The 25,250-nt window shown below is 63.7% G+C and carries 26 protein-coding genes and 1 rRNA gene; 15 read left to right on the forward strand and 12 right to left on the reverse strand.

The annotated features are described in order from the left end of the window. From rrf to L6D80_RS10435, 4 genes are all read left to right on the forward strand, one after another. Positions 1-77, forward strand: a 5S ribosomal RNA gene (gene rrf, locus L6D80_RS30535); the annotation flags it as partial. A gap of 140 nt (positions 78-217) precedes the next feature. Further along, complete coding sequence (locus L6D80_RS10425) at positions 218-868, forward strand: paraquat-inducible protein A (protein WP_054900604.1); 651 nt, start codon at positions 218-220, stop codon at positions 866-868. Continuing rightward, positions 855-1,478, forward strand: a complete 624-nt coding sequence (locus tag L6D80_RS10430; protein WP_054900605.1) for a paraquat-inducible protein A — start codon at positions 855-857, stop codon at positions 1,476-1,478. The genes L6D80_RS10425 and L6D80_RS10430 overlap by 14 nt, the downstream gene beginning before the upstream one ends. Beyond that, complete coding sequence (locus L6D80_RS10435; protein WP_176513388.1) at positions 1,471-3,771, forward strand: PqiB family protein; 2,301 nt, start codon at positions 1,471-1,473, stop codon at positions 3,769-3,771. The genes L6D80_RS10430 and L6D80_RS10435 overlap by 8 nt, the downstream gene beginning before the upstream one ends. Positions 3,772-4,026: 255 nt before the next feature. Here the strand turns inward: L6D80_RS10435 and rpsT are convergent, their stop codons facing one another. Next, positions 4,027-4,305 (reverse strand): 30S ribosomal protein S20, encoded by a 279-nt coding sequence (gene rpsT / locus L6D80_RS10440; RefSeq protein ID WP_003247625.1) that lies wholly within the window; start codon positions 4,303-4,305, stop codon positions 4,027-4,029. A gap of 250 nt (positions 4,306-4,555) precedes the next feature. Here rpsT and murJ point away from each other — a divergent pair, with 250 nt between their 5' ends. The 6 genes from murJ to ispH all read left to right on the forward strand — a co-directional run bounded on the left by murJ (position 4,556) and on the right by ispH (position 11,891). Beyond that, positions 4,556-6,094 (forward strand): murein biosynthesis integral membrane protein MurJ, encoded by a 1,539-nt coding sequence (murJ, locus tag L6D80_RS10445; protein WP_176513391.1) that lies wholly within the window; start codon positions 4,556-4,558, stop codon positions 6,092-6,094. 118 nt (positions 6,095-6,212) lie between these two features. Then, positions 6,213-7,163: a bifunctional riboflavin kinase/FAD synthetase gene (gene ribF / locus L6D80_RS10450; RefSeq protein WP_054900608.1), complete on the forward strand. Its 951-nt coding sequence runs from the start codon at positions 6,213-6,215 to the stop codon at positions 7,161-7,163. Continuing rightward, entirely contained in the window at positions 7,160-9,991 is a 2,832-nt protein-coding gene (gene ileS, locus L6D80_RS10455; RefSeq protein WP_176513393.1) for an isoleucine--tRNA ligase, read from the forward strand. The genes ribF and ileS overlap by 4 nt, the downstream gene beginning before the upstream one ends. Then, a complete protein-coding gene (gene lspA, locus L6D80_RS10460; protein WP_176513395.1) occupies positions 9,984-10,499 on the forward strand; it encodes a signal peptidase II in 516 nt (171 codons plus the stop codon). The genes ileS and lspA overlap by 8 nt, the downstream gene beginning before the upstream one ends. Beyond that, a complete protein-coding gene (fkpB, locus tag L6D80_RS10465) occupies positions 10,492-10,929 on the forward strand; it encodes an FKBP-type peptidyl-prolyl cis-trans isomerase (RefSeq protein ID WP_012316358.1) in 438 nt (145 codons plus the stop codon). The genes lspA and fkpB overlap by 8 nt, the downstream gene beginning before the upstream one ends. 14 nt (positions 10,930-10,943) lie before the next feature. Further along, positions 10,944-11,891, forward strand: coding sequence for a 4-hydroxy-3-methylbut-2-enyl diphosphate reductase (ispH, locus tag L6D80_RS10470; protein ID WP_054900611.1), 948 nt, complete (start codon positions 10,944-10,946; stop codon positions 11,889-11,891). Here ispH and L6D80_RS10475 read toward each other — a convergent pair whose 3' ends face one another. Further along, on the reverse strand, positions 11,892-12,380 hold the full coding sequence (locus L6D80_RS10475; RefSeq protein WP_054900612.1) for a GspH/FimT family protein: 489 nt from the start codon (positions 12,378-12,380) through the stop codon (positions 11,892-11,894). It abuts the gene before it with no gap. Between the two features lie 108 nt (positions 12,381-12,488). Here L6D80_RS10475 and L6D80_RS10480 point away from each other — a divergent pair, with 108 nt between their 5' ends. The 5 genes from L6D80_RS10480 to thiO are packed head-to-tail and all read left to right on the forward strand — an operon-like array spanning position 12,489 to position 15,342. Continuing rightward, entirely contained in the window at positions 12,489-12,686 is a 198-nt protein-coding gene (locus L6D80_RS10480) for a type IV pilus modification PilV family protein (protein ID WP_176513398.1), read from the forward strand. Next, positions 12,683-13,330: a PilW family protein gene (locus tag L6D80_RS10485; RefSeq protein ID WP_176513400.1), complete on the forward strand. Its 648-nt coding sequence runs from the start codon at positions 12,683-12,685 to the stop codon at positions 13,328-13,330. The genes L6D80_RS10480 and L6D80_RS10485 overlap by 4 nt, the downstream gene beginning before the upstream one ends. Beyond that, positions 13,327-13,800, forward strand: coding sequence for a hypothetical protein (locus L6D80_RS10490; protein ID WP_176513402.1), 474 nt, complete (start codon positions 13,327-13,329; stop codon positions 13,798-13,800). Before L6D80_RS10485 ends, L6D80_RS10490 begins: the two co-directional genes overlap by 4 nt. Before the next feature lies 1 nt (position 13,801). Beyond that, complete coding sequence (locus L6D80_RS10495) at positions 13,802-14,191, forward strand: type IV pilin protein (RefSeq protein ID WP_176513404.1); 390 nt, start codon at positions 13,802-13,804, stop codon at positions 14,189-14,191. Between the two features lie 53 nt (positions 14,192-14,244). Next, positions 14,245-15,342 carry a glycine oxidase ThiO gene (thiO, locus tag L6D80_RS10500; RefSeq protein WP_176513405.1) on the forward strand — a complete coding sequence of 366 codons (1,098 nt, stop codon included), beginning with the start codon at positions 14,245-14,247 and terminating at the stop codon, positions 15,340-15,342. Between the two features lie 75 nt (positions 15,343-15,417). Here the strand turns inward: thiO and L6D80_RS10505 are convergent, their stop codons facing one another. The 10 genes from L6D80_RS10505 to L6D80_RS10550 all read right to left on the reverse strand — a co-directional run bounded on the left by L6D80_RS10505 (position 15,418) and on the right by L6D80_RS10550 (position 25,166). Then, positions 15,418-16,827, reverse strand: coding sequence for an amidase (locus tag L6D80_RS10505; RefSeq protein WP_176513407.1), 1,410 nt, complete (start codon positions 16,825-16,827; stop codon positions 15,418-15,420). A 1-nt stretch (position 16,828) separates the two neighbouring features. After that, on the reverse strand, positions 16,829-18,106 hold the full coding sequence (locus L6D80_RS10510) for a Zn-dependent hydrolase (protein ID WP_176513408.1): 1,278 nt from the start codon (positions 18,104-18,106) through the stop codon (positions 16,829-16,831). Positions 18,107-18,119: 13 nt separating this feature from the next. Next, entirely contained in the window at positions 18,120-18,815 is a 696-nt protein-coding gene (locus L6D80_RS10515; RefSeq protein ID WP_054900620.1) for an ABC transporter ATP-binding protein, read from the reverse strand. Then, on the reverse strand, positions 18,815-19,567 hold the full coding sequence (locus L6D80_RS10520) for an ABC transporter ATP-binding protein (protein ID WP_054900621.1): 753 nt from the start codon (positions 19,565-19,567) through the stop codon (positions 18,815-18,817). The genes L6D80_RS10515 and L6D80_RS10520 overlap by 1 nt, the downstream gene beginning before the upstream one ends. Next, positions 19,567-20,583, reverse strand: coding sequence for a branched-chain amino acid ABC transporter permease (locus tag L6D80_RS10525; RefSeq protein ID WP_176513410.1), 1,017 nt, complete (start codon positions 20,581-20,583; stop codon positions 19,567-19,569). Before L6D80_RS10525 ends, L6D80_RS10520 begins: the two co-directional genes overlap by 1 nt. Positions 20,584-20,585: 2 nt before the next feature. Beyond that, positions 20,586-21,446, reverse strand: coding sequence for a branched-chain amino acid ABC transporter permease (locus L6D80_RS10530; RefSeq protein WP_016713397.1), 861 nt, complete (start codon positions 21,444-21,446; stop codon positions 20,586-20,588). A gap of 65 nt (positions 21,447-21,511) precedes the next feature. Next, a complete protein-coding gene (locus tag L6D80_RS10535; RefSeq protein ID WP_176513412.1) occupies positions 21,512-22,714 on the reverse strand; it encodes an ABC transporter substrate-binding protein in 1,203 nt (400 codons plus the stop codon). Positions 22,715-22,811: 97 nt separating this feature from the next. Beyond that, on the reverse strand, positions 22,812-23,576 hold the full coding sequence (locus L6D80_RS10540) for a FadR/GntR family transcriptional regulator (RefSeq protein ID WP_054900624.1): 765 nt from the start codon (positions 23,574-23,576) through the stop codon (positions 22,812-22,814). 245 nt (positions 23,577-23,821) lie between these two features. After that, positions 23,822-24,052, reverse strand: a complete 231-nt coding sequence (locus L6D80_RS10545; RefSeq protein WP_054900625.1) for a PP0621 family protein — start codon at positions 24,050-24,052, stop codon at positions 23,822-23,824. A gap of 94 nt (positions 24,053-24,146) precedes the next feature. Continuing rightward, positions 24,147-25,166, reverse strand: a complete 1,020-nt coding sequence (locus L6D80_RS10550) for an outer membrane protein assembly factor BamD (RefSeq protein WP_054900626.1) — start codon at positions 25,164-25,166, stop codon at positions 24,147-24,149. Positions 25,167-25,250: the final 84 nt, after the last annotated feature.

Consider the following 25,250-nt stretch of genomic DNA (forward strand, 5'->3'; position numbering starts at 1 on the left):
CCGAACTCAGTAGTGAAACGATGCATCGCCGATGGTAGTGTGGGGTTTCCCCATGTGAGAGTAGGTCATCGTCAAGATTCATTTCGCAAAACCCCTATCTGCGCGAGCAGGTAGGGGTTTTGTCTTTCTCCGCAGGGCGTGCTCGGTCATTCGTCGTCTCCCACATTTCGAGCTGGAACACTAGAATAGAGCCGACCTACCTATTCAGAATGTCGAGATGCCCGAAACCGAAGCCCTAGAGCAGTTGCCGCTGAATGACTTGGTCGCCTGTCACGAGTGCGACCTGCTGATGCGCAAGCCTGCCCTGCAGCATAACGAAAAAGCCCTTTGCCCCCGCTGTGGTTATGAGCTGTACGCTCATCGTCACAACGTGGTCAATCGCAGCCTGGCCCTGGTGCTCACTGCACTGCTGTTGTTCGTACCTGCGAATTTCCTGCCCATCATGCAGCTGCATCTACTAGGCCAGACCTCGGACGATACTGTCTGGAGCGGCGTGCTGGGCCTGTATGACTCGCAAATGCGCGGCGTCGCCGTCGTGGTCTTTCTGTGCAGCATGGCCATCCCATTGCTCAAACTCCTGTGCCAACTGGCGGTACTGCTGAGCATCCGTCTAGATGTGGGGCGTAGCTATGGGTTGCTGTTGTACCGCATCTATCACCATCTGCGTGACTGGGGCATGCTCGAGGTTTACTTCATGGGCGTGCTGGTGGCCATCGTCAAGCTGGTCGACCTCGCCGAGCTGACGGTGGGGCTTGGCCTGTTCTGTTTCATAAGCCTGTTACTGATCCAGGTTTGGCTAGAGGTAGTGATGTCGCCTCACCAGATCTGGATTGCGTTGTCGGGGGAGGATATCCATGCGGGCGATTGATGCGGGCATTCTGGTCTGCAATGAATGCCACGAACTGAATCGGCAGGAGAGCGGGCACAGCTCGCAGACCTGTACGCGTTGCGGGGCGATCGTCCATGCGCGGCGCCCTAACAGCATCGTGCGCACCTGGGCGCTGCTGATTGCCGCATCCATTCTGTACATCCCGGCCAACGTGCTGCCGATCATGACCGTGAGCACCTTGGGGCAAGGCAGCCCGGACACCATCATGTCCGGGGTCATTACGCTGCTCAAGCATGGCATGGTGCCCATCGCAGCTGTGGTGTTCATCGCCAGTATTCTGGTGCCGACGTTCAAGCTGGTGGGTATCGCATTGCTGCTCTATTCGGTGCAGCGACGCCAGCCGTTGTCTGCGCGGCAGCGAATCCTGATGTACCGCTTCATCGAGTTCATAGGGCGCTGGTCCATGCTGGACATCTTCGTCATCGCCATCTTGGTGGCGGTGGTGAATTTCGGCCGTATTGCCAGTGTCGAAGCCAACCTGGGCGCTATCGCCTTCGCTACTGTGGTGATTCTCACGATGCTCGCTGCTTTAACTTTCGATCCCCGACTGATTTGGGATAACACGGAGTCGGATGACGACCATGAGTGACATGCCAACGGCTAAAACCCGGCCAGCCTCCAATTGGTCGGCCATCTGGATTCTGCCGCTGATCGCGTTGATGATTGGTGGTTGGTTGGCCTGGCAGGCTTACCGCGATGCCGGTGTGGAAATTGAAGTGCGCTTTGAAAGCGGCGAGGGCATCGTCGCCAACAAGACCGAGGTGATCTACAAAGGCATGCCGGTCGGCAAGGTGAAAAGCCTTGTGCTCGATGCCAAGGGTGACACCCAGGGTGTCATCGCCACCATCGAGATGAACAAGGCTGCAGAGTCTCACCTGAACAAGGGCACACGCTTCTGGCTGGTCAAACCCAGCGTCAGCCTTGCCGGCATTTCAGGCCTCGAGACGCTGGTCTCAGGCAACTACATTGCCGTCAGCCCCGGGGAGGGCGAGCGCACCAAGCACTTCACGGCATTGAAGGTGGCCCCGCCGCTGTCGGACAACGAACCGGGCCTGCACCTTACCCTCAAAGCCGAACGACTGGGTTCGCTCAACCGCGACAGCCCTGTGTTCTATAAGCAGATCCAGGTTGGCCGGGTGAAAAGCTATCGTCTGTCCGAGGACCAGAGCACCGTCGAAGTCAAAGTGTTCATCGAGCCGGCCTACGCCAACCTGGTGCGCAAGCACACGCGATTCTGGAATGCCAGTGGCATCAGCATCGACGCCGGGCTGTCCGGCGTGAAGGTGCGCAGCGAGTCGTTGTCCAGCATTGTGGCCGGCGGCATCGCCTTCGCCACCCCCGAATACCGCAAGGACAGCCCGCCCACAGACCCAAGCCTGCCATTTCGCCTGTACGAGGATTTCGATGCGGCCCAGGCCGGTATTCGAGTAAAGGTCAAGCTGAGCGACTATGAAGGCCTGCAGGCCGGCCGCACGCCGGTCATGTACAAAGGCATTCAGGTTGGCTCGCTGAAAGCCCTGAAGATGGAAGATAACCTCGCCAGTGCCATGGCAGAGCTGACGCTGGACCCGCTGACAGAAGATTACCTCGTCGACGGCACGCAGTTCTGGGTGGTCAAGCCTTCGATTTCGTTGGCAGGTATCACAGGCCTGGAAGCGCTGGTCAAGGGTAACTACATCGCCATTCGTCCCGGTGAAAAGGGTGCCACGCCCCAGCGTGAGTTCGAGGCCAGGGCCAAGGCGCCACCGCTGGACCTCAAGGCGCCAGGCCTGCACCTGGTGCTGTTCGCCGATACCCTGGGTTCGCTGGAGGTGGGCAGCCCGGTGATGTACCGCCAGGTCAAGGTCGGTAGCGTACAGAGCTACCAGTTTGCCCGTAACAGCAACCGTATTCTGATTGGCGTGCATATCGAGAAGGAATACGAAAAGCTCGTCAATGGTTCCTCGCGCTTCTGGAATGTCAGCGGTATCACCCTCACCGGTGGCCTGTCGGGCATCAAGATCAAAAGCGAATCGTTGCAAACCCTGATGGCCGGCGGTATCGCCTTCGACACCCCCAGGCCGAACGTGGCGCTCAAGCGCCATATCCCGCGGTTCCGGCTGCTGGAAAGCCAGGAAGCGGTAAACCGTACTGGCACCTTGATCACCATTCGTGTCGACCGTGCTGACGGCCTCAAGCCGGGCACGCCAATCCGCTTCCGTGGCCTGGATGTTGGTGTGATCGAGAGCGTCGACCTGACCAAGGACCTGCAAGCGGTGCTGCTGCGCGCGCGTATAACCGAGTCTGCCGAGCGCATCACCCGGGTGGGCACGCAGTTCTGGGTGGTCAAGCCCGCGCTTGGCCTGGTGCGTACCGAGAACCTCGATACGCTGATTGGCGGGCAGTACCTGGAGGTGCAGCCAGCTGCCAAGGACAAAGGGCCGCAGCGTGACTTCATTGCGCTGAACGAGGCGCCTGAAGTCGTCGGCCCGGAAGTAGGGCTGCCATTGACGCTCAGTGCTCCACGCCGTGGTTCGATCAAGCCGGGGGTGCCGGTTACCTACCGTGAGGTTGCCGTGGGCAAGGTGACCGGCTTCGAGCTTGGCCAGACGGCGGACCGCGTGCTGATCCATATCCTTATCGAGCCCCGTTATGCAGCCCTGGTGCGTGGCGGCAGCCGCTTCTGGAACAGCAGCGGCTTCGGTTTCGACTGGGGGCTGTTCAAGGGCGCGACCGTGCGTACCGAATCGCTGGAAACGCTCATCGATGGCGGGATTGCCTTCGCCACGCCCGATGGCGAGCAGATGGGCAACCCGGCCCGGCCGCAGCAGACCTTTGCCTTGTTCGACAAGCCGGAGGATGCCTGGCTGCAGTGGGCGCCGAAGATTCAGATCGCCAAGTAAGTGTGGGCCGCGGTGCGGCCCCATCGCCTTTGGCAAAAGCACGGATAATTGGAGGCGGCCCTGATCTAGAACCACGAGCGTGGGCCAGGGCCTGAGGCAGCGCGGAAGTTGAGCAAGGCAGGCGCTCTCACGGGGCGCCCACCGTACTCGCGCGCTGTGGCGTCGGCTTGCCGCTGATAGCGCCAGAACAGCTACCGCCGAATCGCAGGCATAAAAAAACCGACCCTAGGGTCGGTTTTTTCGACAAAGCGTCGCTTAGGCAGCTGCAGCTTCTTTCAGCGCCTTGATGTGGCCATTCAGACGGCCTTTGTGGCGAGCAGCTTTGTTCTTGTGGATGATGCCTTTATCGGCCATACGGTCGATTACAGGCACAGCCAGAACGTAAGCGGCTTGCGCTTTTTCGGCGTCTTTTGCGTCAATGGCTTTTACTACATTCTTGATGTAGGTGCGGACCATGGAACGCAGGCTGGCGTTGTGGCTGCGACGCTTCTCAGCCTGTTTTGCACGTTTCTTGGCGGAAGGTGTGTTGGCCACCGTCGAGCTCCTCGAAAGACTTTAGGTAAATAGCAAACAAAATAGGCCGCGAATCATGCCGATCACTCGACCGGATGTCAAGGCCACTTGCAGGGTTCCGCCGAGCGGCGCACCAACAGGCGGGAAAGATTCCTTTCTGCTGCACGACCTGTAAACTCGGGAATTTTTGGCTCCCCTGCGAAGGCGCGGGAGTATCGCACATTCGGATGCTGTCTGGCAGCGTCCTCTGCCCTTGGCGTGAATCTTTTCGATGAACCTGCTCAAATCCCTGGCTGCTGTCAGTTCCATCACCATGATTTCCCGGGTGCTGGGCTTCGTACGCGACACCATCCTGGCCCGAGTCTTCGGCGCCGGCATTGCCACCGACGCGTTCTTCATCGCCTTCAAGCTGCCCAACCTGCTGCGGCGAATCTTCGCCGAAGGGGCCTTCTCGCAGGCATTCGTGCCTATCCTTGCCGAATACAAGACCCAGCAAGGCGAGGAGGCGACCCGCACCTTCATCGCCTACGTCAGCGGGCTGCTGACTTTGGTCCTGGCCCTGGTCACGGCAGTCGGCATCCTCGCTGCCCCCTGGGTGGTATGGGCCACCGCGCCGGGCTTTGTCGACAGCACCGAAAAATACGAACTGACCACCGCGCTGTTGCGGGTGACCTTTCCTTATATATTGCTGATTTCGCTGTCGTCCCTGGCCGGGGCGATCCTCAATACCTGGAACCGCTTTTCCGTGCCGGCCTTCACGCCGACGCTGCTGAACGTGGCGATGATCGCCTTTGCGGTGCTGCTCACGCCGTATTTCGACCCACCGATCATGGCCCTCGCCTGGGGCGTGCTGGCCGGTGGCCTGGCCCAGTTGCTGTACCAGCTGCCCGCGCTGAAGAAGATCGGCATGCTCGTGCTGCCCCGCCTGAACCTGCGTGATTCCGGCGTGTGGCGCGTGCTCAAGCAGATGCTGCCGGCCATCCTGGGCGTATCGGTCAGCCAGATTTCACTGATCATCAACACCATCTTCGCCTCGTTCCTGGTGGCCGGCTCCGTGTCGTGGATGTATTACGCAGACCGCCTCATGGAGCTGCCCTCGGGTGTGCTGGGTGTAGCGCTGGGCACCATCCTGCTGCCGACCCTGGCCAAGACCTATGCCAACAAGGACCGCGAGGAGTATTCGCGTATCCTCGACTGGGGCCTGCGCCTGTGCTTTTTGCTGGTACTGCCCTGCACCGTGGCCCTGGCGATCCTCGCCGAACCGCTGACCGTGGCCTTGTTCCAGTACGGCAAGTTCACCGCCACCGACGCGGCGATGACGCAACGCGCGCTGATCGCCTATTCGGTCGGCTTGCTGGCGATCATTCTGGTCAAGGTACTGGCACCGGGCTTCTATGCGCAGCAGAATATCCGTACCCCGGTGCGCATCGCGATCTTCACCCTGGTGTGCACGCAACTGTTCAACCTGGCCCTGATCGGCCCGCTCAAGCACGCCGGCCTGGCCCTGGCGATCAGCCTGGGCGCCTGCCTGAACGCCGGCCTGCTGTTCTGGAAGCTGCGCAGCCAGCAGCTGTTCCAGCCGCAACCGGGCTGGACGGTGTACCTGCTCAAGCTGGTGTTGGCGGTGACGCTGATGGCGGCGGTGTTGTTGGTGGGCATGCACTACCTGCCGGCGTGGGAGCAGGGCAACATGCTCCAGCGTTTCCTGCGCCTGGGGGCGTTGATCGTGGCCGGCGTGGTGACGTATTTCGGTTGCCTGTACCTGTGCGGCTTCAGGCCGCGGCATTTCGCCCGCAAGGCGCTGCATTGACGTAGAAGGCGGGTCAGGCGTCGGTTTTTCGTATTCCACGCCACGCCCGGGCGCTGCTGCCTGTCACCAGCGCCCGGGTGTGGTTATAATCGGCCACTTTATGAGCAAGAAGCGCGTTATGCAGCTGGTTCGAGGTCTTCACAACCTGCGCCCCGAGCACCGGGGCTGTGTCGCCACCATTGGCAACTTCGACGGGGTTCACCGCGGCCACCAGGCGATCCTGGCGCGTCTGCGCGAGCGCGGTCAGGCACTTGGCCTGCCGACCTGCGTGGTGATCTTCGAGCCGCAACCGCGCGAGTACTTCGCCCCGGACACCGCGCCGGCCCGCCTGGCGCGCTTGCGCGACAAGGTCGAGCTGCTGGCGGGCGAGGGCATCGACCGGGTGCTGTGCCTGGCGTTCAACCAGCGCCTGAGCCAGCTCGGTGCCGATGAGTTCGTCAAGGCCATCCTGGTCGACGGCCTGGGCGTGCGTCACCTTGAAGTGGGCGACGACTTCCGCTTCGGCTGCGACCGCGCTGGCGACTTCGCCTTCCTGGTCGAAGCTGGCAAACAATACGGCTTCACTGTCGAGGCCGCCAACACGGTGATCCAGGACGGTCTACGGGTGAGTAGCACCGAGGTGCGCAAGGCGCTGTCCGCCGGCGACTTCGAATTGGCCGAACACCTGCTGGGTCGCCCCTACCGTATTACAGGGCGCGTCCTGCACGGGCAGAAGCTGGCCCGCCAGCTCGGCACGCCCACCGCCAACATCCAGCTCAAGCGCCGCCGTGTGCCGCTGTCCGGGGTCTACCTGGCCAGCATCGAAATCGACGGCAAGGCCTGGCCAGGTGTCGGTAACATCGGGGTGCGCCCCACCGTGGCCGGCGACGGCCGCCCGCACCTTGAGATACATCTACTGGATTATGCCGGCGATCTGTATGGCCGGCGCCTGACGGTGGAATTCCACCACAAGCTGCGTGAAGAGCAGCGATTCGCCTCCCTGGAGGCGCTGAAGTCGGCGATCGATGCGGATATCGCCGCCGCACGTGCACATTGGCACGCTCAACCGCTAACGAAGAGCCTGAAATGACCGACTACAAAGCCACGCTAAACCTTCCGGACACCGCCTTCCCCATGAAGGCCGGCCTGCCTCAGCGCGAACCGCAGATCCTGCAGCGCTGGGACAGCATTGGCCTGTACCAGAAGCTGCGCGAAATTGGCAAGGATCGTCCAAAGTTCGTCCTGCACGACGGCCCGCCCTACGCCAACGGCAAGATTCACATCGGTCATGCGCTGAACAAGATTCTCAAGGACATGATCGTCCGCTCCAAGACCCTGTCCGGTTTTGACGCCCCGTATGTCCCGGGCTGGGACTGCCACGGCCTGCCGATCGAGCACAAGGTCGAGGTTACCCACGGCAAGCACCTGACGGCCGACCGCACCCGCGAGCTGTGCCGCGAATACGCTGCCGAGCAGATCGAAGGGCAGAAGACCGAGTTCATCCGCCTGGGTGTGCTGGGTGACTGGGACAACCCGTACAAGACCATGAACTTCGCCAACGAGGCCGGTGAAATCCGCGCCCTGGCCGAAATGGTCAAGCAAGGTTTCGTGTTCAAGGGCCTCAAGCCTGTGAACTGGTGCTTCGATTGCGGCTCGGCACTGGCCGAAGCCGAGGTCGAGTACGCCGACAAGAAGTCCCAGACCATCGACGTGGCCTTCCCAGTTGCCGACGAAGGCAAGCTGGCGGCCGCTTTTGGCCTGGAGGCCTTGAGCAAGCCCGCGGCTATCGTGATCTGGACCACCACCCCGTGGACCATCCCCGCCAACCAGGCGCTGAACATCCACCCGGAGTTCAAGTACGCCCTGGTCGACACCGGCGAGCGCCTGCTGGTGCTGGCTGAAGAGCTGGTCGAGGCGTGCCTCAAGCGCTACAACCTGCAAGGCGCGGTCATCGCCACCACCCAGGGCTCGGCCCTGGAACTGATCAACTTCCGCCATCCATTCTACGATCGCCTGTCGCCCATCTACCTGGCTGACTACGTCGAACTGGGTGCCGGTACCGGTGTGGTTCACTCCTCGCCTGCCTATGGTGAAGACGACTTCATCACCTGCAAGCGCTACGGTATGGTCAACGACGACATCCTCACCCCGGTGCAGAGCAACGGCGTGTATGTCGAGTCGCTGGAGTTCTTCGGCGGCCAGTTCATCTGGAAGGCCAACCCGGCCATCGTCGACAAGCTGAACGAAGTCGGTGCGCTGATGCACACCGAAACCATCAGCCACAGCTACATGCACTGCTGGCGCCACAAGACGCCGCTGATCTACCGTGCCACCGCGCAGTGGTTCGTCGGCATGGACAAGCAGCCCAGCACCGGCGAGCCGCTGCGTGAGCGCGCACTCAAGGCCATCGAAGACACCAAGTTCGTACCGGCCTGGGGCCAGGCGCGCCTGCATTCGATGATCGCCAACCGCCCTGACTGGTGTATTTCGCGTCAGCGCAACTGGGGGGTGCCGATCCCGTTCTTCCTGCACAAGCAGACCGGCGAACTGCACCCACGTACTGTCGAGCTGATGGAAGCGGTGGCCAAGCGCGTCGAGCAGGAAGGCATCGAGGCCTGGTTCAAGCTGGACGCCGCCGAACTGCTCGGTGACGAAGCCGGCCAGTACGACAAGATTGCCGACACCCTGGACGTGTGGTTCGACTCCGGCACCACCCATTGGCACGTGCTGCGTGGCTCGCACGATATCGGCCACGCCACCGGCCCGCGCGCCGACCTGTACCTGGAAGGCTCCGACCAGCACCGCGGCTGGTTCCACTCGTCCTTGCTGACCGGTTGCGCCATCGACGGCCACGCGCCGTACCGCGAGCTGCTGACCCACGGTTTCACCGTGGACGAGAGCGGCCGCAAGATGTCCAAGTCGCTGGGCAACACCATCGAGCCGGAGAAGGTCAACAACACCCTGGGTGCCGACATCCTGCGCCTGTGGGTGGCCGCCACCGACTACTCCGGTGAAATGGCCGTTTCCGAGCAGATCCTGCAGCGCAGCGCCGATGCCTACCGCCGCATCCGCAACACTGCACGCTTCCTGCTCTCCAACCTGACCGGTTTTGACCCAGCCCGCGACCTGCTGGCCCCGCAGGACATGCTGGCCCTGGACCGCTGGGCGGTGGACCGTACCCTGCTGCTGCAGCGCGAGCTGGAAGAGCACTACGGCGAGTACCGCTTCTGGAACGTCTACTCCAAAGTGCACAACTTCTGCGTGCAGGAGCTGGGCGGCTTCTACCTCGACATCATCAAAGACCGCCAGTACACCACCGGCGCCAACAGTGTCGCGCGCCGTTCCTGCCAGACCGCGCTGTACCACATCAGCGAGGCGCTGGTGCGCTGGATCGCTCCAATCCTGGCGTTCACCGCCGACGAAATCTGGCAGTACCTGCCGGGCGAGCGCAACGAGTCGGTGATGCTCAACGGGTGGTACGAAGGCCTGGCCGAATTGCCGGCGGACGCCGAGCTGGACCGCGCCTACTGGGATCGCGTGATGGCGGTCAAGGCAGCGGTCAACAAGGAGCTGGAAAACCAGCGCACCGCCAAGGTCATTGGCGGTAACCTGCAGGCCGAAGTCACCCTGTTCGCCGAAGAAGGCCTGAGCGCCGACCTGGGCAAGCTGGGCGACGAGCTGCGCTTCGTGCTGATCACTTCCGCCGCCAGCGTGGTGCCGTTCGTACAGGCGCCGGCCGATGCCGTGGCCACCGAAGTCGAAGGCCTCAAGCTGAAGGTGGTCAAGTCCGGCCACGCCAAGTGCGGCCGTTGCTGGCACTTCCGCGCCGACGTCGGCAGCCACCCGGAGCACCCGGAAATCTGTGGCCGTTGCGTCGACAACCTGAGCGGCTCCGGCGAGGTGCGCCACTATGCCTAACCCTGTAGCGGGGCGCTTCGGGCGCCTTGCCTGGCTCTGGCTGAGCCTGGTGGTGCTGGTCCTGGACCAGGCCACCAAGCTGTATTTCAACAACGCCTTGAGCATGTATCAGCAGATCGTGGTCATCCCCGACTACTTCAGCTGGACCCTGGCCTACAACACCGGCGCCGCCTTCAGCTTCCTCGCGGACAGCTCCGGTTGGCAGCGCTGGCTGTTCGCCCTGATCGCCGTGGTGGTCAGTGCCGTACTGGTGGTCTGGCTCAAGCGCCTGGGGCGCAGCGAAACCTGGCTGGCAGTGGCCTTGGCGCTGGTGCTGGGCGGTGCGCTGGGCAACCTGTATGACCGTATCGTGCTCGGCCATGTGGTCGACTTCATCCTGGTGCACTGGCAGAACCGTCATTACTTCCCGGCCTTCAACCTGGCCGACAGTGCCATCACCGTTGGTGCGGTGATGCTGGCGCTGGATATGTTCAAGAGCAAGAAGTCCGAGGAACCGGTCCATGACTGACACCCGCATCGGCCAGAACACCGAAGTCACTCTGCACTTCGCGCTGCACCTGGAAAACGGCGACACTGTCGACAGCACGTTCGACAAGGCGCCGGCCACCTTCAAAGTGGGCGACGGTAACCTGCTGCCAGGTTTCGAGGCCGCACTGTTCGGCTTCAAGGCCGGTGACAAACGTACCGTGGTGGTGGCCCCGGAGAACGCGTTCGGCCAGCCCAACCCACAGAACGTGCAGGTCATGCCACGGTCCCAGTTCGAGGGCATGGAACTGTCCGAAGGGCTGCTGATCATCTTCAACGACGCCGCCAACACCGAGCTGCCGGGTGTGGTCAAAGCGTTCGATGACAACCAGGTGACCATTGATTTCAACCACCCATTGGCTGGCAAGACCCTGACCTTCGAGGTGGAGATCCTCGAGGTGAAGGCCCTGTAAGCCTGGAGCCGAGCATGCAAATCAAACTCGCCAACCCCCGCGGCTTCTGCGCGGGGGTGGACCGGGCGATCGAGATCGTCAACCGTGCGCTGGAAGTCTTCGGCCCGCCGATCTATGTGCGCCATGAAGTGGTGCACAACAAGTTCGTGGTCGAAGACCTGCGCAACCGTGGCGCCATTTTCGTCGAAGAGCTGGACCAGGTGCCGGATGACGTCATCGTCATCTTCAGTGCCCACGGTGTTTCCCAGGCCGTGCGCCAGGAGGCTGCTGGCCGGGGCCTGAAGGTGTTCGACGCCACCTGCCCGCTGGTGACCAAGGTCCATATCGAGGTCGCCAAGTACAGCCGCGATGGCCGTGAATGCATCCTCATCGGCCACGCAGGGCACCCGGAAGTCGAAGGCACCATGGGCCAATATGACCCCAGCAATGGTGGCGCCATCTACCTCGTCGAAGACGAGGACGATGTTGCCAACCTGCAGGTACGCGACCCGGACCACCTGGCCTTCGTTACCCAGACCACGCTGTCGATGGATGACACCAGCCGCGTCATCGATGCCCTGCGTGCACGCTTCCCGAACATCGGCGGCCCGCGCAAGGACGACATCTGCTACGCCACCCAGAACCGCCAGGATGCCGTCAAGCAGCTGGCCGGGGAGTGTGATGTGGTGTTGGTGGTGGGCAGCCCGAACAGTTCCAACTCCAACCGCCTGCGCGAACTGGCCGAGCGCATGGGCACACCCGCCTACCTGATCGATGGCGCCGAAGACATGCAGCGAGGCTGGTTCGACGCGGCTGCGCGAATCGGCATCACCGCCGGTGCTTCGGCCCCCGAAGTGTTGGTACGTGGTGTGATCGACCAGCTCAAGGCCTGGGGCGCCACCGGCGCCGAAGAGCTTGACGGGCGCCCGGAGAACATCACGTTCTCCATGCCCAAAGAGCTGCGGGTTCGCTCGCTGCTCTGATCAGCGGCCTGCGCACAGGGCCCTCGGGTCATCAGTGCGCAGGCTCACCCTTCCCGAGCTGCTCAGCACAACTTGATACTGGCTGACCGCAGCGTAGGGCTCGCAGACTTCCAAGGTTGCACCCAGCCAACCATCGTTAGGCCCAAGCGGTACGCCCAGTGCGCTGAATCGCACCTGTGCCCCGGCGTTGCCCGCGATTGTCATTGGCCGTGACAGACGGTGCTCACGCAGCACCTGCTGGTTGCGCTCCAGCATCACTTGCCAGCCTTTGCCCCAATCGCTGTCCAGCGCCCTCACCAGCACCGTCTGGCTTTGCAGCTGGGCGTGGCTGCGTGCGCTGCGTAGCGCCTGGGCGAGGTCCCGGGCCGCCGCTGCCCTGTGCAGGTCATCGCTCAACTTCGCATAGGCAGGCATGCCAAGCTGCGTCAGCAGCGCCACCGCCGCCAAGGCAAACATCATTTGTATCAGTGTTACGCCCTGTTGCTTCACCGTGCATTCCTCCCTGGAAGTGCTTGGCTTAGGTTCACCGACGTTGGACACGAGGTCCAGTCGCTCAGGTTCAAGGCAATTGCGGGAAATGTCGCAGGAGGTGCACGGATGCACACGCAACAACGGGGCATGACGCTGCTGGAAGTGCTGTTGGCGCTGACGGTGGTGTCACTGGGTATGTTCGCCGCAGCGGCGCTGCAGCTACAAGCACTGCAGGCCACCGACAGTGCTCGTCGTGAGGGGCAGGCTGCACTGGCCGCGCACACTGAGCGCGAGCGGGCCATTGCCATGGGGCAGCAGCTGTGAAGCGCGCCCAAAGCGGCTTCGGCCTGCTCGAAATGACGCTGGCGCTTGCCATCGGATTGATGCTCCTGGCGGCGGCCAGTCAGCTGTTCATCTCTGCCTACCAGAGCTGGCAGCTGCAGAGCGCGGCAACCCGTCTGCAGAATGACGCGCGCCTGGCACTGCTGCGCATGGCCCAGGATATTCGCATGGCTGGGATGTTCGGCTGTTTGCGTCCCGCGCCGGGCGACTTCAAGGACCTGGCCGCGCGCCAGGCCTTTGCCGAGCCCTTGCAGGCTGGCCCGAGCAGCCTGAGCCTGGTTGTGGCTGAGCTGCCAGGTTATACCGGCCCACCAGACTGGACGTTGCACACCGACTGCGTGAGTGACGTGCAGGTGCTCAGACAGCGCGATCAAGGTCCTGGGTATGCCCTGGCGTTTCCTGTCAGCCGGCACCGTTATCACCTTCAGGGCACCAGCCTGGTGTTCACGCGGCGCAACAGCTCGCAGAGGCTGGTGGACCACGTGCGTGAAATGCGGGTGGAACAGGTTGAGACGCCGGGCGGGCAGCGGGTGGATGTGCAACTGACGGTGGCCGACCCGGCCCTGAACCTTCACCAGCGCTATGCGCTAAGTGTGGCCCTTCGCAACCCGCTGGCCCTGCCATGAAACGCCAGCGTGGCATGGTGCTGCTGCTGGCGCTGGTATTGAGCCTGCTCCTTGGCCTGCTGGCAGCTTCCGCCGTGCGCGACGCGCAGGTTGAGACGCGCATGGCCGGCTACCTGCGCGATGGACTGGTGGCGTTCGAACAGGCAGAGGCGGCGCTGCTGGCCGGGGCAGACGAGCTGCAACGGGCTCCGCCTGCGTTGTGCCGGGCATGCCCACCGCCCCCGCGCCCGCACGAACTGTCAGGCCAATGGCAGCCCACCGAGCGTGGTTATTTCCAGCTCCAGAACCTGGGCGAAACGACCCGCGCCGTTCACATGCTCGAGGATGAGCCGGTCACGCTGTTCAGGGTCACCGCCGTCAGCCTGCAGGCCGAAGCCAGGCAGGTGCTGGAGGCGGTATACGCCGTGCCCGCCGATCAGGCACAAGCGCCCCAGCGCATCCTCTGGCGGCAAATCCCGAGGGAAGACTGACATGCAGCAAGGCCTGAGCCTGATCGAGTTGTTGATTGTCGTGGCCGTCACCGGCATTCTGGCAGCCATTGCCTACCCCAGTTACAGTGACCAGCTCCGGCGAGCCGCACGCAGCGAAGTGGTCGGCCTGCTGCACGATGCGGCCCTGCGCCTGGAGCGTCATCGCCTGCGCAACGGCGAATACGCCGAGGGCGAGTTGGACTTGCCCACCGCCAACCGCCATTACAGCCTCCAAGCCCTGCGCGGCAGCGACACCTTCACGTTGCTCGCGCGGCGCTTGCCGGGTGGCCTGATGGCAGAGGATCGCTGTGGCGATTTCCAGCTCGACCAGGCGGGTGTCCAGAGCAATCCGGGCGCCAGTGAAGCCGCTGAGCGCTGCTGGGGAAGCTGAAGGTTGAATGATGCCCGTGCATCGCGGTTTTACTTCAGGTGTTGGATCGACAGATGAGCAAGCAAGTAGTGGTTGTCGGCGGTGGCGTGATTGGCCTGCTGACGGCGTTCAACCTGGCGGCGAAGGTCGGGCAGGTCGTGGTCTGTGACCAGGGCGAGGTCGGCCGTGAGTCGTCCTGGGCAGGTGGCGGCATTGTCTCGCCGCTGTACCCCTGGCGCTACAGCCCGGCAGTGACTGCCCTGGCGCACTGGTCGCAGGATTTTTACCCGCAGCTGGGCGAGCGCCTGTTCGCCAGCACCGGCATCGACCCGGAAGTCCACACCACTGGTTTGTATTGGCTCGACCTGGATGACGAGGCCGAGGCCTTGGCCTGGGCCGAGCGTGAGCAGCGGCCACTGAGTGCTGTGGATATTTCGGCGGCTTATGGCGCGGTACCGGTGCTTGGCCCGGGCTTCCAGCACGCCATCTACATGGCGGGCGTGGCTAATGTGCGCAACCCGCGGCTGGTCAAGTCGCTCAAGGCGGCACTGCAGGCTTTGCCCAACGTGACCCTGCGTGAACACTGCCAAATCACCGGTTTTGTTCAGGATGGCGGGCGGGTTACCGGGGTGCAAACCGCTGACGGCGTGTTGCAGGCCGATGACGTGGTGCTCAGTGCCGGTGCCTGGAGCGGCGACCTGCTACGCACCCTCGGCCTTGAATTGCCCGTCGAGCCGGTCAAAGGCCAGATGATCCTGTTCAAGTGCGCCGAGGACTTCCTGCCAAGCATGGTGCTGGCCAAGGGGCGCTATGCGATCCCACGCCGCGATGGGCATGTTCTGGTGGGCAGCACCCTGGAGCATGCCGGGTACGACAAGACTCCGACCGAAGAGGCGCTGGCCAGCCTGAAGGCTTCGGCGATTGAACTGTTGCCTGAGCTCGAGGGTGCCACGGTGGTGGGGCACTGGGCTGGGTTGCGGCCGGGGTCGCCTGAAGGCGTGCCGTATATTGGGCGGGTGCCGGGGCATGAGGGGCTGTGGTTGAACTGTGGGCATTACCGTAATGGGCTGGTGCTGGCGCCGGCGTCGTGCCAGTTGTTCACTGACCTGCTGACGGGTGCGGAGCCGATCATCGACCCGGCGCCGTATGCCCCGGCCGGGCGTCTGGGCTGAGGTCGCCGGGCCGCTTGGCCGCCCAATCGCCGGCGGTCGGCGATTGGGCGGGTGAGGTAGCAGATCGACCAGCACTCAACCGATGATCGGCGCCTGCAAATGCCGGCTCGGGTAATGCTGCTCATACACCTTGCACACCCGCAGCACCTGTTCATCGGCAAACCGTCCCGCAACCACCTGCAAGCCCACCGGCAACCCTTCCTGGGTAAACCCGCACGGTACTGAAGCCGCAGGTTGCTGGGTCAGATTGAACGGGTAGCTGAACGGCGTCCACTCCATCCACTGTGCCATCCCCGACCCCGGCGGCACGTCATGCCCTGCCTCAAAGGCCACCCGTGGCAGCATCGGCGACACCAGTACGTCATAGCGCTGGTGGAACGCATTCATGCGGGCAATCAGCTCAGCCCGCGCCTCCAACGCCTGGGTGTACGTGTTCAGACTGATCCTCGCCCCCTGTTCGGCAATCCAGCGCAGGCCAGGGTCAAGCTGCGCGCGCTGTTCATCGGTCAGCGCACCGGCCAGCCGCGCCGCGCCAGCGAACCACAGGCTATTGAAGGTCTCTAGCGGGTCGTTGAACCCCGGGTCGACTTCCTCCACCTGTGCCCCTAGCCGCGCCAGACGCTGCACGGCCTGGGCAACCAGTGCCTCAATCTGCGGGTCGACCTGCACGTAGCCGAAGTTGGCGCTGTAGGCGATACGCAGGCCGCTGAGGTCCTGATCCTGGTTCAACCACGGCGCCTGCCTGGCTGCCCCGGCCAGGCCATCACGCGCATCGGGGCGGGCCACACAGTCCAGCATCAGTACCGCGTCGTCGACAGTGCGGGTCATTGGCCCCAGGTGGGACAACACGGTCATGGCGCTGGCCGGCCACTGCGGCACATAGCCGAAGGTAGGCTTGATGCCGAAGGTACCGGTGAAGGCACAGGGGATCCGGATCGAGCCACCGGCGTCACTGCCTTGGTGCAGCACACCGAGGTTCAGCGCGGCTGCAGCGGCCGCGCCACCGGAGGAGCCACCAGCGGTCAGGCGGGTATCCCAGGGGTTGCGGGTAATCCCGTACAACGGGTTGTCGGTCACACCCTTCCAGCCAAACTCCGGTGTGGTGGTCTTGCCCACCAACACCGCGCCCGCCTCGCGCATGAACGCGGTGAACGGCGCATCGACATCCCAGGGGCCAGCGCCGGAGGTGGTAAGCGACCCCTTGCGCGTGGGCATGCCGCGGGTCAGGGTCAGGTCCTTGATCGAGGCTGGTACACCGTCCAGCCGGCCGCAGGGCTCGCCACGCTGCCAGCGCTGCTCGCTGGCGCGGGCCGCCGTGCGGGCACCTTCGCCGTCCACATGGCAGTAGGCATTGACCGCGGGGTTGTGCTGGTCGATGCGGGTGAGTACGTCATCGATCACCTCGACCGGCGACAGCTGGCGGCGTTGATACAGGTCGAGCAGTTCGACGGCGGTGAAGTCGCCGATGGCAGTTTTGCCAGTCATCTCAATGGGCTCCCTGATTGGCGGCCTGGAACATGGCGCGCAGCAGTACGTCGCAACCGTCGGCCAGGTCCTGTGGCGCGGCGTTTTCGATTTCGTTGTGGCTGATGCCACCCTCGCAGGGCACGAAGATCATCCCCGCCGGGCCCAGCTCGGCAAGGAAGATGGCGTCGTGGCCGGCGCCGCTGACGATGTCCAGATGGCTCAGGCCCAACGCGCGTGCACCCTGGCGCACGGCATCCACGCACTGCTCGGCAAAGTACAGGGGCGGGAAGTCGGCAGTTGGCGTCAATTCGAAACGCAGCCCATGCTTTGCCGTGCTGGCCTCGATGGCCTGGCGTACCTCGGCAACCATGGTCGCCAGGTGCTCGGGGTCCAGGTGGCGCAGGTCGATGGTCATGTGCACCTGGCCCGGGATGACGTTGCGCGAGCCCGGGTGCAAGGTCAGGCAGCCCACGGTGCCACAGGCATGAGGCTGATGGGCGAGGGCCGCACGGTTGACCGCCGCCACCACTTCAGCGGCGCCCACCAGGGCGTCCTTGCGCAGGTGCATCGGTGTGGGGCCGGCGTGGGCTTCGACGCCGGTCAGCACCAGGTCGAACCACTTCTGCCCCAGGCAACCCTGCACCACGCCGATGGTGGTGCGCTGGTCTTCCAGCACCGGCCCCTGTTCGATGTGCGCTTCGAAGTAGGCGCCTACGGCATGGCCGGTGGGCACACGCGGGCCGGCATAGCCGATCCGTGCCAACTCCGCGCCCACCGACAGGCCCTGGTCATCGACCTTGTCCAGCGTCTCCTGCAGGCCGAACTTACCGGCGAACACGCCCGAGCCCATCATGCACGGGGGGAAGCGCGAGCCTTCTTCGTTAGTCCACACCACCACTTCCAGTGGTGCCTCGGTGGTCAGCTGCAGGTCGTTGAGGGTACGAATCACCTCCAGCCCGGCCATGACCCCGTAGCATCCGTCGAACTTGCCGCCGGTGGGTTGAGTGTCGATATGGCTGCCGGTCATCACCGGTGGTAGCGCCGGGTTACGCCCGGCGCGGCGGGCGAAGATGTTGCCGATGGCGTCGACGCTGACCGTGCAACCGGCCTCGGTGCACCAGCGCACGAACAGGTCGCGGGCCTGGCGGTCCAGGTCGGTCAGGGCCAGACGGCACACGCCGCCCTTGGCGGTGGCGCCCAGCTGGGCCAGGTCCATCAGCGATTGCCAGAGGCGCTCGCGGCTGACCAGTGCGCCCTGGCCAAGCCGGTGCTGCGAGGGATCGATGCGGGTGTTCATGGGCATTCTCCTTTCAGGCGCTCAGGGCCAGGTAGCGGTTCTTGATGCTGGGGTCGTCGCGGAACTGCGCGGCGCTGCCCTGGTAGGCCACACGGCCTTGTTCGAGTACGTAATGGCGGTCGGCGAGGGCGTCGCAGACCATCAGGTTCTGTTCCACCAGCAGGATCGACAGGCCTTCTTCCTTGATCCGTCGCAGGATCTTCACCAGCTCATCGACAATCACCGGGGCCAGGCCCTCGGTGGGCTCGTCGAGGATCAGCAGCTTGGGGTCGTTGAGCAGGGCACGGGCGATGGCCAGCATCTGCTGTTCGCCGCCTGACAGGGCAAAGCCACCGTTGCGCCGGCGCTCCTTGAGCCGCGGGAACATGGCGTAGACATCCTCCAGTTGCCAGCGGCTGTCCTTGCGCACGGCAATCTTCAGGTTTTCCTCGACGCTGAGCTGGCGAAAGATGCCGCGGTGTTCGGGCACCAAGGCGATGCCTTGGCGGGCGATATCGAAGATTTCCCGGCCCACCAACTGCTGGCCGTTGAAGCTGATCTGCCCTTGGCGCGGGCGGACGATGCCGAGGATGCTGCGCAGGGTGGTGGTCTTGCCGGCACCGTTGCGCCCCAGCAGGGTCACCAGCTCCCCAGCGCCAACCTGCAGCGACACGCCTTCGAGCACGTGGCTCTTGTCGTAGTAGGAATGGATCGATTCGACGTTGAGCATCAGGCGGCCTCTCCAAGGTAGGCGGTGCGTACGCGCTCGTCGTTGCGCACCTGGTCCGGGGTGCCCTCGACCAGGATCTGGCCGTGGCTCATGACGGTGATGCGTTGGCTGATCGACATGACGATGCTCATGTTGTGCTCGATCAGCAGCACGGTGTGGTCGCGGCCCAGGTCGCTGATGAGGTCGGTCATCACCGGGATGTCATCGATGCCCATGCCCGAAGTGGGTTCGTCGAGCATCAGCAGGGCCGGTTTGGCGCAGATCGACATGCCCACCTCCAGCACCCGCTGCTGGCCGTGCGACAACTCGCCGGCCAGGGTGTCGGCGCGGGCTGTCAGCTTGAGGCGCTCCAGCACCTGGTCGGCGGTGTTCCAGTGGCTGCGCTTGTGCTCCACGCTGCGCCAGAAGTTCAGCGCGCCCAGGCCATCACGGCCCTGCGCTGCCAGGCGCAGGTTTTCGCGCACCGAGAGGTTCTGGAACAGGCTGGTGAGCTGGAACGACCGCGCCATGCCCAGGGCCACACGGCCGTGGGACGGCTTGCGGATGATGTCCTGGCCGTTGAAGAGGATGTGCCCGGCGGTGGCCTGGCGCTCGCCGGTCAGGCAGTGGAACAGGCTGGTCTTGCCGGCACCGTTGGGGCCGATGACGGTGTGGATGGTGCCGGCGCGCACTTTCAGGTCAACGCCGGCCACCGCCTTGAACGGCCCGTAGGCCAGTTCCAGGTGGCGGGTTTCCAGGAGGTAGTCGCTCATCACAAGGTCTCCTTGGTTTTGGCAGGGGTCTTGTCGTTGCCCGTGCGGGATGGCCGCAGACGCTTGCCCAGTTCGGCCAGCCCGCCCCACAGGCCGCCACGCATGAACACCACCACCAGGATCAGGATCGCCCCCAGCAGCATCAGCCAGCGAGGCCAAAGCTCGGACAGCACATCGCCCAGTACCACGATGGCGCCGGCGCCCAGCAGCGAACCGAACAGCGAGCCCGTACCGCCGACAATGGTCATGATCAGGATGTTCTCGCTCATCATCAGGTCGATGTTCGACAGCGGCGCGAAGTGCAGCAGCATCGCGTACAGCGCCCCGGCGATGCCGGTGATGGCGCCCGACAGCATGAACACCAGGATCTTGAAGTGGCGGGTGTCGTAGCCAATGGCGGCGGCGCGGGTTTCGTTTTCGCGGATCGCCAGCAGGGTGCTGCCGAAGGGCGAGCGGATTACCCGCAGCGCGCCAGCGAAAATCAGCAGGAACAGAACCGCGACGAACACATAGAAGTGCCGAGGGTCGGCCAGGTCGACCAGCACATGGCCGGCGATTTCGATGTTCGGCCGCGGTACGTCGAGCAGGCCGTTGTCACCGCCCGTCCAGCCGCTGAGGGTATAGGCCAGGAAGTACGCCATCTGGCTGAAGGCCAGGGTCAGCATGACGAAGTAGATGCCCGTGCGGCGGATCGCCAAGGCGCCCACCAGCAGCGCCAGAAAGGCACCGAACACCGCCGCGCCAAGCAGAGCGCTGAACATGCCCCACTGCAGGTGGATCATCAGCAGCGCCGCGCCATAGGCACCCACCCCGAAGAAGATGCCTTGGCCAAACGACAGCAGGCCGGTGTAGCCAAGCAGCAGGTTGCAGGCCAGCGCCGCCAGGGCAAAAATCAGGATCTCGGTGGCCAAGGTGGCCGATGGCAGCATCAGCGGCAGCGCCACCAGGCTGGCGAGCACCAGCAGCAGCAGGGCAGGGGTGCGGCCCTTCACGGGCAATGGATTTCTCTCGCTCATCGTCATGCTCTCCCGAACAGGCCATAGGGGCGGACCAGGATCACCGCGGCCATGGCGCCGTAGATCATTAGGCTGGCGCCTTGCGGCCAGAGGCTGGTCATCATGCTTTGCACCACACCCACCAGCAGGCCGCCAACCAGCGCGCCGCCGAACGAGCCCATGCCACCGATCACCACCACCACGAAGGCGATGCCGAGGATCTCCGGGCCCACGAATGGCTGGGCGCCCCGCAGCGGCGCGAACAGCACGCCGGCCACGCCGGCCAGGCCAACGCCCAGGGCGAACGTCAGGGAGAACAGGCGGAAGATATTGGTACCCAACAGCGAGACGGTTTCGGTGCTTTCGCTGCCGGCGCGTACCAGGGCGCCGAAGCGGGTGCGCTCCAGCAGCAGCCACAGGCCCAGGCCGATGAGGGCGGCGAAACCGATCAGGAACAGGCGGTAGTACGGGTAGATGAAGTCACCGAGGATCAACACGCCACGCAGCTCTGGCGGCACGGCGATGTTCTTGCCCACCGGGCCCCAGATCAGCACCGAGGCTTCCTGGATGATCAGCGCGATACCCAGGGTGACGAGGATCTGGAAGGTGTGTGGCAAGTGGTAGATGCGCTTGATCAGCAGGCGCTCTACCGCCCAGGCCAGTGCTGCCACCACCAGCGGCGCGATCAGCAGCGCCAGCCAGAAGTTGCCGGTGATTGCCACGGCGGTGTAGCACAGGTAGGCGCCGAGCAAAAAGAACGCACCGTGGGCGAAATTGACGAAGTTGAGCAGGCCGAAAATGATCGTCAGGCCGACGGCGATGAGGAAATAGATCATCCCCAAGCCCAGGCCGTTGAGCAGTTGGAACAGGTACAAATCGAGCATGAGTGTGCCCTCGACAGCACGCGGGGCGGCTGCCTGTACGAGTGGTTTTGACTAACGCCGCGGCTTCAGGCCAGGGCGCAACCGGTGTGGTCTACTTCGACGAACGAGCGGCCGGCGCTGATGACTTCGGCCAGGTCGTCTTCGTCGCGCATCTGCCCTTGGGGCTTGCCGCGCAACAGGTAGTAGTCCTTCAGTACCTGATGGTCGCCGGGGCGGATCAGCTCGTCGCCGGTCGGGCCCTGGAAGCGCATGCCCTGCAAGGCCGCGGACACGCTGGCGCCGTCCAGGGTGCCGGCCTTGTTGATGGCTTCAAGCATGACCTTGGTGCCGATGTAGTCGGCCGCCAGCGGGTAGTTGGGGTTGATGCCGTAGGCCTTCTGGGTGGCCGCGACCAGTTGCTTGTTTAGTGGGGTGTCGACCTGGTGCCAGTACTGTGCGCCCAGGTACACGCCTTCGAGCACGTCGCTGCCCAGCTCCTGGAACTGGTCGAGGCCGGCCGACCACACCAACAGCACTTTCATGCGGTCCTTGATGCCGAAGTTCACCGCCTGGCGCAGGGCGTTGGACGACTGGCTGCCAAAGTTGAGCAGCACCAGCACGTCGGGCTTGGCGGCGATGGCGTTGGTCAGGTAACCGGAGAACTCCTGCTCCTGCAGCGAGTGGTAGCTGTTGCCGATGTGTTCCACACCGAACTCGGCGAAGACTTTGCGCGCGTTGTCCAGCAGCGCATCGCCGAACACGTATTGTGGGGTAATGGTGTACCAGCGCTTGGCCTGCGGCAGCTGGCGGATCATCGGCACCAGCGTTTCACGGATGGCGCCATAGGTGGGGACCGACCAGCGGAAGGTCGAGGCGTTGCAGTCCTTGCCGGTGATTTCGTCAGCGCCCACCGGTGTCATGAACACACCGCCGGCCTTGTGGATCTCCTTGGACACTGCCAGCGCCGAGGATGACAGGGTGCACCCCTGGAAAAAGCGTGCGCCGTCCTGGCCGATGGCTTCCTGCACCTTGCGCACGGCCTTGCCGGCGTTGCCTTCGGTGTCGATGACTTTGTACTTGAGCGGGTGGCCGAGCACTTGTGGGTATTCGGCGATGGCCAGGCGCGAACCCATGTCGGCATATTTGCCGTAGCTGGCAAAGGCGCCAGACATGGATTTGAGCCCATAGAAGGTCAGCGGTTCGTCGGCGAATGCCCGGTGCGCTCCCAGCGGGAGGCTACCTAAGGCACCCAGGGCAAGGCCTGCCTTGAGCAGGGTACGTCTTTGCATAAGTAACTCCTTGGTTGTGGTTATTAGGCAGGAGTGGCAATGACAAAGCGGTGCGGCCGGGCCTGTGTGCAGGCCTCTGTCCAGGCGGATCAGTGGGTCAGTGGTGGTGGTCGAACTCCAGCAGGAAGTTGCGGGCAACCTCGCCTTCCAGCGCGGTCATGTGGTGCTCGGCGTCGCACATGTGCTCGTGCATCAGGCGGCGTACGGCAGGCTCGTCGCTGGCGCGCAGGGCCAGCAGCAGTTGCTTGTGGTAATCGATGTTGGCGGCAGCGAACTGCTGGCGCTTGGGCAGGTAGGCCTTCTTCAGCACCACCAGGTCGCGCAGCAGATCGTTGAGGAACACCGCCATGAAGCGCAGCAGCGGGTTGGGGCAGCGGTGCGCCAGCAGGGTATGGAACTCGATCTCTGCCAGGCGTTGCTCGCGCTGGCCCTCTTCGCTGTCTTCGGGGGTGCTGCAGAAGTCGATGTTGGCCTGCAGCGCGGCGTAGTCGGTGTCGCTCAGCTGGCCCATGACCGCCACCGCCAGCTCCACCTCGATGACCTTGCGCAGTTGGTACACCTGCTCGCCGTCCAGGTGCTGGAAGTGCAGGTAGTTGCGCAGGGCACGGCTGGCCGGCTCGGTGCCCACCTCGTTGAGGTAGGCGCCGCCGCTGGGGCCGGTGCGGGTGCTGACCAGGCCTTCGACTTCCAGGGCCTTGAGCGCTTCGCGGGCGGTGCCTTTGGAGCATTCGAAGTGCTCCATCAGCTCGCGCTCGGTCGGCAGGCGGTCGCCGGGGTGCAAGGCTTCGGTCACGATCGAGCGCTTGACCGATTCGACGATCACGTCGGACAGCTTCTGGCGCTTGCGTTTGGGTTTGAGCATTTCGCTATTTTTCATATTTATGCGGATAAATAGGATTTAGCGAATTTTGTCGGGGGCGGTCAATGCTGGCGCAGGGGGGAGGGTCGTAAATGGTGCGAAAGGGTCGGGGAGGGATATGTGGCTAAGCTGATTGATCGCATGATCAGTACCGGCCTCTTCGCGGGGCAAGCCCGCTCCCACAGGTTGTCCCTGTGTTGAAGGCATCCACTTCAACCGGACTGCCCCGCGAAGAGGCCGGTACTGAATCAACGCGGCTGGCCAGGCCCCTGTTGCAGGTGCGCCTGGCTGCAATACCAGTCCTTGCCCTGCTGTAGCGCCCGGTCATTGGGCAGGTGCACGCCGCAGTGGGCGCAGCGCACCATTTTCAGCGGGTCGTCGAGCTTTTGCTCGGGGTGCGATTGCTGGCTGATCTTGAATTTGCGCCACAGCCAGAACGCGGCGGCGATCAGGGCAATCCAGAAAAGTAGGCGAACCATGGTGTCCAGCTTGTCGATTGAGGAAGACCACAGTCTAGGATGCGGCCAATAAAAAAGGGAGGCCCCAGGCCTCCCTTTCTCGTACCACGGTGCCTCAGTCGAACAGACCAAAGGTCATGTAGCTGAACCACGAGCGGTCTTTTTCGGCTTCTTTCGGGCCTACCGGCAGGATCGGGTCGCCGTTTTCGTCTTTGGGCAGCAGCTCTTGCGGCATCTCGGCGCGGGCATCCTGGAACTGCTTGACCACGTCCTGGTTGGCGCGGGTTTCACCCGGTGGCAGCGGCGTATCGGTTTCGATCAGGCCCAGGGTTGCCTTGGACAACCAGCCACGGCCGTCGGACTCGGTCTGCTTGGGCTGGAACTGGCCATCGACCAGGCTCGGGTGGTCAGGGTAGTTCAGCTTGAGGGTTTCCAGGCTGGTGGCCGCCAGTTCGTCCAGGTGCATCTTCTGGTACGACTCGACCATCACCGCCAGGCCATCACCGACCGATGGGGTCTCCTGGAAGTTCTCCACCACGTAGCGACCACGGTTGGCGGCCGCCACATACGCCTGACGGCTCAGGTAGTAGTCAGCCACGTGGATTTCGTAGGAGGCCAGCAGGTTGCGCAGGTAGATCATGCGCTGCTTGGCATCCGGGGCGTAGCGGCTGTTGGGGAAGCGGCTGGTCAGCTGGGCGAACTCGTTGTACGAGTCGCGGGCGGCACCCGGGTCACGCTTGGTCATGTCCAGCGGCAGGAAACGCGCCAGCAGGCCACGGTCCTGGTCGAACGACGTCAGGCCCTTGAGGTAATAGGCGTAGTCGACGTTGGGGTGCTGCGGGTGCAGACGGATGAAGCGCTCGGCAGCCGATTTGGCTGCTTCGGGCTCGGAGTTCTTGTAGTTGGCGTAGATCAGCTCGAGCTGGGCCTGGTCGGCGTAACGGCCGAACGGGTAGCGTGACTCCAGGGCCTTGAGCTTGTTCACGGCGCTGGTGTAGCTCGAGTTGTCCAGATCAGCTTGGGCCTGCTGATACAGCTCGGCTTCGCTGAGGTTCTCGTCAATCACCTCTTTATTGGAGGAACAGGCCGCGGTGAGCCCGAGGATGGCGATCAGCAGCAGGTGTTTCACTTGCATGGCGGCTTGCGTCCCTTTGACGGCCGCTGTCTTGGGCGGTGCCGTCCTGTTATGATGAGCGCCCCGGCCAACCCCGGGACAAAA

This window comes from Pseudomonas ceruminis (assembly GCF_021602025.1).
GTDB classification, from domain to species: domain Bacteria; phylum Pseudomonadota; class Gammaproteobacteria; order Pseudomonadales; family Pseudomonadaceae; genus Aquipseudomonas; species Aquipseudomonas ceruminis.